The sequence below is a fragment of the Pengzhenrongella sp. genome (genome assembly GCF_036565025.1).
In the GTDB taxonomy this organism is placed as follows: Bacteria; Actinomycetota; Actinomycetes; order Actinomycetales; family Cellulomonadaceae; genus Pengzhenrongella.
In genome coordinates this window covers 1-8,136 of record NZ_DATCNW010000404.1, presented here as the reverse complement: position 1 = coordinate 8,136, position 8,136 = coordinate 1, and the positions used below count along the sequence as shown (strand labels likewise).

Annotated in this window: 7 protein-coding genes; 2 read left to right on the top strand and 5 right to left on the bottom strand. The window is 72.1% G+C overall.

Translation table 11 applies throughout. The features are described 5' to 3' along the window. Positions 1-28: 28 nt before the first annotated feature. Together VIM26_RS22945 and VIM26_RS22940 are read right to left on the bottom strand one after the other, a co-directional pair. Entirely contained in the window at positions 29-1,159 is a 1,131-nt protein-coding gene (locus tag VIM26_RS22945; RefSeq protein ID WP_331955629.1) for a lactonase family protein, read from the bottom strand. 385 nt (positions 1,160-1,544) lie between these two features. Further along, positions 1,545-2,816: an ROK family transcriptional regulator gene (locus VIM26_RS22940; protein WP_331955627.1), complete on the bottom strand. Its 1,272-nt coding sequence runs from the start codon at positions 2,814-2,816 to the stop codon at positions 1,545-1,547. Between the two features lie 67 nt (positions 2,817-2,883). Here VIM26_RS22940 and xylA point away from each other — a divergent pair, with 67 nt between their 5' ends. Both xylA and xylB read left to right on the top strand, forming a co-directional pair. Next, positions 2,884-4,071, top strand: a complete 1,188-nt coding sequence (gene xylA / locus VIM26_RS22935; protein WP_331955626.1) for a xylose isomerase — start codon at positions 2,884-2,886, stop codon at positions 4,069-4,071. A 104-nt stretch (positions 4,072-4,175) separates the two neighbouring features. Then, positions 4,176-5,636 (top strand): xylulokinase, encoded by a 1,461-nt coding sequence (gene xylB, locus VIM26_RS22930; RefSeq protein ID WP_331955625.1) that lies wholly within the window; start codon positions 4,176-4,178, stop codon positions 5,634-5,636. Positions 5,637-5,800: 164 nt separating this feature from the next. Here the strand turns inward: xylB and VIM26_RS22925 are convergent, their stop codons facing one another. The 3 genes from VIM26_RS22925 to lysS all read right to left on the bottom strand — a co-directional run bounded on the left by VIM26_RS22925 (position 5,801) and on the right by lysS (position 7,969). Further along, positions 5,801-6,139: an Lsr2 family protein gene (locus VIM26_RS22925; RefSeq protein ID WP_331955623.1), complete on the bottom strand. Its 339-nt coding sequence runs from the start codon at positions 6,137-6,139 to the stop codon at positions 5,801-5,803. A gap of 179 nt (positions 6,140-6,318) precedes the next feature. Then, the gene (locus tag VIM26_RS22920) at positions 6,319-6,486 is read right to left on the bottom strand and encodes a hypothetical protein (protein ID WP_331955621.1); all 168 of its coding nucleotides are present in this window, start codon (positions 6,484-6,486) and stop codon (positions 6,319-6,321) included. Between the two features lie 22 nt (positions 6,487-6,508). Beyond that, positions 6,509-7,969: a lysine--tRNA ligase gene (lysS, locus tag VIM26_RS22915; protein ID WP_331955631.1), complete on the bottom strand. Its 1,461-nt coding sequence runs from the start codon at positions 7,967-7,969 to the stop codon at positions 6,509-6,511. Between the last annotated feature and the right edge of the window lie 167 nt (positions 7,970-8,136).

Sequence of the window (8,136 nt, the reverse complement as noted above, 5' to 3'; positions counted from 1 at the left end):
CTATTCCCCCGCCCCCCACCCCAAGCGCTCACACGGCCGCCACCACACATGCCGGCGCCGGGATCGCGAGGTAGTGCCCGCGCGTCGAGGTAGAGCGATCCAGGGCTCTACCTCGCACCGGGGGTACTACCTCGGCGAGGGGCGGGGCGGGGAGGGCGGCCAGGTGGCCGGAGGTTTGGTTGGCGATGACGGTCCAGGTTGCGAGGGGGGCGAAGTGGCGGGGCCAGGCGCCGCCGGAGTCGACCTCCGCGGCGCGGGTGAGCAGTCCGGTGGCGGGCTCGACGTCGAACACCGTGAGCACGTCCGCGCCGCGGACCGAGACCAGCAGCCGGGCGCCGTCCAGCACGACGTGCGCGGGCAGGATGCTGTCCCCGCTGCGCCGCGGCGTCACGGTCGCGGGCACCGTCTGGACGATCGAGGCGGTCGCCGTCGCGCGGTCCCAGCGCAGCACGCGCACCGTGACGTCGAGCTCGCCCACCAGGTACAGCAGCACGCCGCGCCCGTCCGGGTCGCCGCCGACCACGAGGTGTCGCGGCCCGGTGCCGGGGGGCAGGGTCGCGGCGATGCCGTCGGGCTCCAGGCGCCCGTCGGCCTCGATGCGGTAGCGCCGGAGCTCGTCGGTCCCGAGGTCGACGACGAGCAGGTGCTCCCCGCCCGGGGCGTACGCGGCGAAATGGGCGTGCGGACCTTCCTGGCGGTCGGCGTCCAGCCCCGAGCCGGTGTGCTCGAGCACCTGGAGCGGGCCGTCCGCGATGGTCGCCCGCGCGAATGCGCCGTCGGCATCCAGGGGCAGCACGGCGACCGAACCGGAGCTGTAGTTGGCGACGTAGAGCGTGCGCGCATCCGCCGAGAGCAGCAGGTGGCACGGGTCCGCGCCGCCCGAGTCCACGATGGCGAGCGCGGCGAGCTCCCCGCGCGGGCCCGCCGCGAACGCGGTCACTGAACCGTGGGCCTGCTCCCCGACCGCGTACACGACGCGGCCGCCCGGGTGGGTCACGACGAACGACGGCGCGGGGCTCAGGCCGGCGAGCACCGCCCCGGAGAGCACGCCGGTGACCGGGTCGAGGTCGACGCGCCAGATGCCCTCCCCGAGCCCCGCGGGCGTGCCGGCGCCGTTGTTCGGATAGGTGCCGATCCACAGGGCGCGAGGGGTTGTCACCTGCCGGAGCCTACGAGGCGCGACGGGTCGCCGACCACGCGGCCAGGCGTTGTTCGGCAGTTCGATCGAGTCGCGAGTAAGCGCGCGGAACGTCCGCTGTCGACCGCAATCAACGCGCCGACGAACCCGGCAAGCGGACATTCCCGCCCAAACTCGCCCGCGGGAGCGGCCGTGCGCGTTCGCTGCGGCGGATCGAGCCGCAAGAAGGCCCGTCCGGCATCGCTGCGCCGCGGTCGGGCGTGATCCGGTTCACAGCCCGCGCATAGATCCACGCCGGCGACCGCCTCGTCGCCTGGGCCGACGCGAAGAATGGCTCGCCGTACCGGGGCCGCGATTGATGCGGCTGCCCCGCCGTGCTCGGCGACCGGCTTCGCGGGATTGGGCGCTATGGCTGCTCGCCGGGCATCCAGCCACCCGGATCGGCGACCACCGTGCGCAGCACCACGAGCGCGGCACCGGTCATTGCGGGATATTCGCCGGCGACCGCCACGCCGACCCGAAGCGGTGACCACGGCGCAAAGATCACACCGCGCTCGAGCTCTTCGCTGACGGTGTCGCGCAGATACGGGAACAGCGGTGCGAATGCGCCGCCGAGCACGACCTCGCCCACGTCGACGATGTTCACCACATTTGCGAGCGCGATCCCGAGCGCGCGGGCCCCGGCCCGCAACGAGCCCAGCGCGGCCGGGTCATCCGTGGCGGCCGCCTCGACGAGGCGGGCGATCGGCAGCGACGGGTCGAGGCCGGCTCCGACCATGAGCGCATCCTGACCGGCGAAGTGCTCGAGCGAACCACGCCCGGGGCCCCGCGCTCCGAACGGGTCGACGATCAGGTGCCCGATCTCCCCGCTCCACCCGTGCCGGCCGGCGAAGATCTCGCCGTCGATCACGATCGCCCCACCGATCCCGACCTCACCCGAGACGTACACGAAGCTCGGCCGGCCGCCCCCGCGTCGGGCGTGCGACTCGGCGCGCGCCGCGAGGTTCGCCTCGTTCGCGAGGTGCGGTGCGAACGCCTCCAGCACCGGGTGCGCGATCATGCGCCCGACGACGTCGACGTCGCGCCAGCCGAGGTTCGGGGCGACCCGCAGCGGGCCCGTGACCCGGTCGACGAGTCCGGGCAGGGCGAGCGCGGTGCCCGCGATGCGCACGCCGTCGGCGCTCAGCGCGGCGATCGCGACCCCGGCGAGCCGCGCGAGCCGGTCGAGCACCGCGGCCGGATCGCTGTTGCGGAAGTCGCCGAACTCGACGCTCTCGTGCAGCACCGTCCCGGCGAGGTCGACCGCGCGGACCCCGAGGTAGTCGACGTTGACCTCCATGCCGATCCCGGCGATCGTGCCCCGGGCGGGAGCGAGCGGGACCCCCGGGCGGCCGGCCCCACGGGCTCCGTGCGGCTCGAGGTCGAGCTCGCGGACCAGGTTCGCCTCGATCAGCAGGTCGACCAGTCCCGACACGGTGGCCCGCGCGAGACCGGTCGCCGCGGCGATGTTGGCGCGCGAGACCGGGCCTGCGGCGTCCAGGACGTGCTGCAGGGTGAGGCTCAGGTTGTGCTCGCGCAGTCCCGCCTGACGTGCGGCGCGGCCGTTTGCGGCGGCCTGCGGACCGCCGGTGGCCGCCGTCGACGTCGCGTGCGCAGGCGAGGATTCGTCGTCGGACATGTGTTGACCCTAGCCGGGTCGTCGGATATGTTCGGCGGAACAACAAATCTCGATGAGGAGACTCCCGATGACGGCACTGCCCACCCCCGAAGACAAGTTCTCGTTCGGCCTGTGGACCATCGGCTGGGAGGCGCGCGACCAGTTCGGTGACGCCAGCCGCCCCTGGCTCGACCCGGTCGAGTCCGTGCACCAGCTCGCGAAGCTCGGCGCCAGCTACGTGACCTTCCACGACGACGACGTCGTCCCCTTCGGCTCGGACGCCGCGACCCGCGAGAAGATCCTGGCCCGGTTCTCCGCCGCGCTCGACGAGACCGGCATCAAGGTCGAGATGGTCACGACCAACACGTTCAGCCACCCGATCTTCAAGGACGGCGCGTTCACCTCGAACGACCGCCGGGTGCGCCGCTACGGCCTGCGCAAGGTCGTCCGCAACGTCGACCTGGCCGCCGAGCTGGGCGCCGAGACGTTCGTGATGTGGGGCGGGCGCGAGGGTGCCGAGTACGACAGCGCGAAGGACCTCAAGGCCGCGCACGACCGCTACCGCGAGGGCATCGACACCGTCGCCGCCTACATCAAGGACCAGGGCTACGGGCTGAAGATCGCCATCGAGCCCAAGCCGAACGAGCCCCGCGGCGACATCATCCTGCCGACGGTCGGCAGCGCGCTGGCGTTCATCGCCGAGCTCGAGCACGGCGACATCGTCGGGGTGAACCCCGAGACCGGGCACGAGCAGATGGCCGGGCTCAACTACACCTCGAGCATCGCGCAGGCGCTGTGGGCCGAGAAGCTGTTCCACATCGACCTGAACGGGCAGAAGTCGATCAAGTACGACCAGGACCTGGTGTTCGGGCACGGCGACCTGTTCTCCGCGTTCGGGACCGTCGACCTCATCGAGAACGGCTTCCCGAGCGGCGGACCCCGCTACGACGGCCCGCGGCACTTCGACTACAAGCCGTCACGGACCGAGGACTTCGAGGGCGTCTGGGCGTCGGCCGCGGCCAACATGAGCTCCTATCTGATCCTCAAGGAGCGGGCGCTCGCGTTCCGCGCGGACCCCGAGGTTCAGGAGGCGCTCGAGGCCGCCGGGGTCTTCGACCTCGCCGTGCCGACCCTCGCCGCCGGCGAAACCCTCGCTGACCTGCTCGCGGACACCTCGTCGTACGAGGACCTCGACGTCGAGGACGTCGCCAAGCGGGGCTTCGGCTTCGTGCGGCTCAACCAGCTGGCCCTCGAGCACGCGCTCGGCGCCCGCTGACCCACCACCCTTTCCGACTTGTCAGACGCTTCGCGGTCCAGAGGTCGCGCTCGGTCTGACACATCTGAACTTTCGTGTGAACTTCTAGCTCGAGGAGCGCAGCGATGACGCTGATCGCCGGGGTGGACTCCTCCACCCAGTCCTGCAAGGTCGTGATCCGGGACGCCGACACCGGTGCGCTGGTGCGGTCCGGTCGCGCGTCGCACCCTGACCGCACCGAGGTCGACCCGGAGCGCTGGTGGGACGCGCTGGGCGCCGCGGTGGCCGACGCCGGCGGGCTCGCGGACGTCGACGCGCTCGCCGTCGGCGGGCAGCAGCACGGCCTGGTCGCGCTCGACGCGGACGGCGCCGTCGTGCGCGACGCGCTGCTGTGGAACGACACCCGGTCCGCCGGTGCGGCCGGCGACCTGGTGCGCGAGCTGGGCGACGGCGACCCGGAGGCCGGCGCCGCGGCGTGGGCCAAGGCCATCGGGTCGGTGCCCGTCGCGTCGCTCACCGTCACCAAGCTGCGCTGGCTGCGCGACGCCGAGCCGGCCAACGCGGCGCGCGTCGCCGCGGTGGCGCTCCCCCATGACTGGCTGACCTGGCGGCTCGCGGGTCACGGCCCCGGGTCAGGTGCCGCGGGGCTCGCGGCACTCACCACCGATCGGTCCGACGCGTCCGGGACCGGCTACTGGTCCCCGCTCACCGACGACTACCGCCGCGACCTGCTCGAGCTCGCGCTCGGCCACGGTGCGGTGCTCCCGCGGGTCGTGGGCGCCGGAGCGCGGGCCGGCGGGACCGCGGACGCTCCCGGGCGCACCGCACGCCCGGGGACCGTGCTGGGCGCCGGTGCGGGCGACAACGCGGCCGCGGCGCTCGGCCTGGGCATGGTCGAGGGCGACGTCGCGATCTCCATCGGCACCTCGGGCGTGGTGTCGGCCGTCTGCGGCACGCCGACCGCGGACCCGAGCGGCCTGGTCGCCGGTTTCGCGGACGCCACCGGCGCCTTCCTGCCGCTGGCCTGCACGCTCAATGCCTCGCGCGTGCTCGACGCCGCCGCCCGGATGCTCGGCGTCGACCACGCCGGGCTGAGCGCCCTCGCGCTCGCCGCCCCGGCGGGAGCCGACGGGCTGGTGCTCGTGCCTTACCTCGAGGGGGAACGCACGCCGAACAAGCCGGACGCGACGGGCGCCCTGCACGGGCTGCGCCTCGCGAACACGACCCCGGCGCACGTGGCCCGGGCCGCCGTCGAGGGGATGCTCTGCGCGCTGGCCGACGGGATCGACGCGCTGCGGGAGCAGGGGGTGCCGGTGCGCCGCGTGCTGCTGATCGGCGGCGGCGCGCAGTCCGAGGCGGTCCGCCGGATCGCACCGGCGGTGTTCGGCCTCGACGTGTCGATCCCGGCGCCCGGGGAGTACGTCGCGAACGGAGCGGCCCGACAGGCCGCATGGGCCCTCGCCGGCACGGCGAGCCCGCCCGAGTGGGCGTCGTCCGGCGGGACGGTCAGCGCCGCGGAGCCGACCCCCCAGGTACGCACCCAGTACGCCGCCGTCCGCGACCTGACGGCGATCCGCCCCGCCTGAACCCCGCCCGCAACGCACTACGCACACCCCACAACGCGCAACGTCCGAGCGTTGACGTCCTAGAGGACGTCAACGCTCGGACGTTGCGGTGAGGCAGAGGCGACGTCGATCCCTAGGGGGCCGATGGCACCAGATGGTGCAACAGATCAGTTTGGTGCGACAGATCAGTGCGCGGCCTCGTAGGCGGCCTTGATGTCCGCGGAGATGCGGCCACGCTCGGAGACGCTGCGACCGTTCGCCCGGGCCCACTCGCGGATCGCCGTGGCGTCCGTCGAGCCGCTCGCGCGACGTGCGGTCGTGCCGCGTGCCGGGCGCCCGGCGGGGCGGGAGCTGACCTTGCGGGCGTGACCGACCCACTTGGCCAGACCGTCGCGCAGCTCGCGCGCGTGGTCGCCCGACAGGTCGATCTCATAGGAGACGCCGTCGAGGGAAAACGTGACCGTCTCGTCGGCAGTTCCGCCATCGATATCGTCAACGAGAAGAACTTGGACCTTCTGAGCCATCGGATTGCCCCTTGATACGTGGGATGAAAAATATACGTCGTGCTAAAGCATGGCACTTGATCATTCGCGCGTCAAAGCGTGAGCACGGCGTGTTGGGGATAACTTGCGATCTGATCGCCGGCGCACGTGGCGTGGAACACATTCCCGCGCACGGCTCGCCGGGGCGAGGGACGCGCGATTCACGCGCCGGGGGACTCCTGCGCAGAACGCTCTTCGGCGTCCATCCGCGCGAGTGCCGCGCGCTCGGTTCGATCCGCGTTCACAATCGAGCGGATCGCGACATAGAAGAGGAAGCCCACCCCGATGGACGGGATGAGCGCGGCAACTCCGGCAAGGAACGGACTCACGCGAACACTCTACGTCGCGAGATCATGCGAGCGGTTTCACCAGGGGGAACAGAATCGTCTCGCGCACCCCAAGACCGGTGAGCACCATCAGCAGTCGGTCAACCCCCATACCCATGCCACCCGACGGCGGCATAGCGAACTCCATCGCGGTGAGAAAGTCCTCGTCAACGGCCATCGCCTCGTCGTCGCCGGCCGCCGCGAGCAACGACTGCGCCTCGAAACGCTGCCGCTGGATCACCGGATCCACGAGTTCGGAATAGGCGGTCGCAAGCTCGAACCCGCGGATGTACAGGTCCCACTTCTCGACCTGGCCGGGTGCGGTTCGGTGGTCGCGGGTCAACGGCGAGGTCTCGACCGGGAAGTCGCGCACGAACGTCGGCGCGTACAGGTGGTCGCCCACCAGGTGCTCCCAGATCGCCTCGACGAGCTTGCCGTGATTGGTCGCCTTGGGGTCGATCTGGAGCCCGACGCGGTCCGCGTGCTTGAGCAGCTCCTCGACCGAGGTGGACGACGTGATCTCTTCGGTGAGCGCACCGGAGAGCGATTCGTACAGGCGCAGCTGGGTCCATTCGCCGCCGAGCTCGTACAGCTCGCCGTCGGGCAGCGTGATCGTCGTGGTGCCCAGCGTGTCGAGCGCGGCCTGCTGCACCAGGTCCTGGGTCAGGGCGGCCATGGTGTCGTAGTCGCCGTAGGCCTCGTACGCCTCGAGGGAGGAGAACTCGGGCGAGTGCGTCGAGTCGACGCCCTCGTTGCGGAAGTTGCGGTTGATCTCGAAGACCCGCTCCACGCCGCCCACGACCGCCCGCTTGAGGAACAGCTCGGGCGCGATCCGCAGGTACAGCTCGAGGTCGAACGCGTTCATGTGCGTGGTGAACGGGCGCGCGGACGCGCCACCGTGGATCGTCTGGAGCATCGGCGTCTCGACCTCGAGGAACTCGCGCCGCTGCAGGTTCTCGCGCAGCGAGCGCACGACGCCGGCCCGCATCCGCACCATGTCCCGCGCGGCCGGGCGGGCGATCAGGTCGACGTACCGCTGGCGGACGCGCCCCTCCTCGGAGAGGTCCTTGTGCAGCACCGGCAGCGGGCGCAGCGCCTTGGACGCGAGCTGCCACGCGTCAGCGAACACCGAGAGCTCCCCGCGACGGGAGCTGATCACCGGGCCGTGCGCGAAGAGGTGGTCGCCCAGGTCGACGTCGGCCTTGAAGGCGGCGAGCGACTCGGCGCCGATGACCGCTTGGCTGAGCATCACCTGCAGGCGCGCACCCGCACCGTCCTGCAGGGTGACGAAGCAGAGCTTGCCGGTGTTGCGCAGGAACACGACCCGGCCGGCGACGCCGACGACGTCGTCCGTCTCCTGGCCCGCCTCGAGGTCGGGGTGGGCGGCGCGGACCTGCGCGATCGTGTGCGTGCGCGGGACCGAGACGGGGTAGGCCTGCTGGCCCGCGGCGAGCAGCCGCTCACGCTTCTCGCGCCGGACCCGCATCTGCTCGGGCAGCGCGTCGGCGCCCGCGTCCAGCTCGTCGGCAGATTCGGTTCGACCTGTATTTTCCACCCCGCGATCCTACCGATCACCGCGCCCCCGCCCGCCCGCAACCGTCCGATCCCGCGACGAGGCCCTCCTCACGTCCGAGCGTTGACGTCCTATAGGAC

Excerpts from the sequence above, each read along its gene's own strand:
- VIM26_RS22940 (WP_331955627.1), bottom strand. The coding sequence starts at position 2,816 with ATGTCCGACGACGAATCCTCGCCTGCGCACGCGACGTCGACGGCGGCC.
- xylA (WP_331955626.1), top strand. The coding sequence starts at position 2,884 with ATGACGGCACTGCCCACCCCCGAAGACAAGTTCTCGTTCGGCCTGTGG.
- xylB (WP_331955625.1), top strand. The coding sequence starts at position 4,176 with ATGACGCTGATCGCCGGGGTGGACTCCTCCACCCAGTCCTGCAAGGTC.
- VIM26_RS22925 (WP_331955623.1), bottom strand. The coding sequence starts at position 6,139 with ATGGCTCAGAAGGTCCAAGTTCTTCTCGTTGACGATATCGATGGCGGA.
- lysS (WP_331955631.1), bottom strand. The coding sequence starts at position 7,969 with ATGCGGGTCCGGCGCGAGAAGCGTGAGCGGCTGCTCGCCGCGGGCCAG.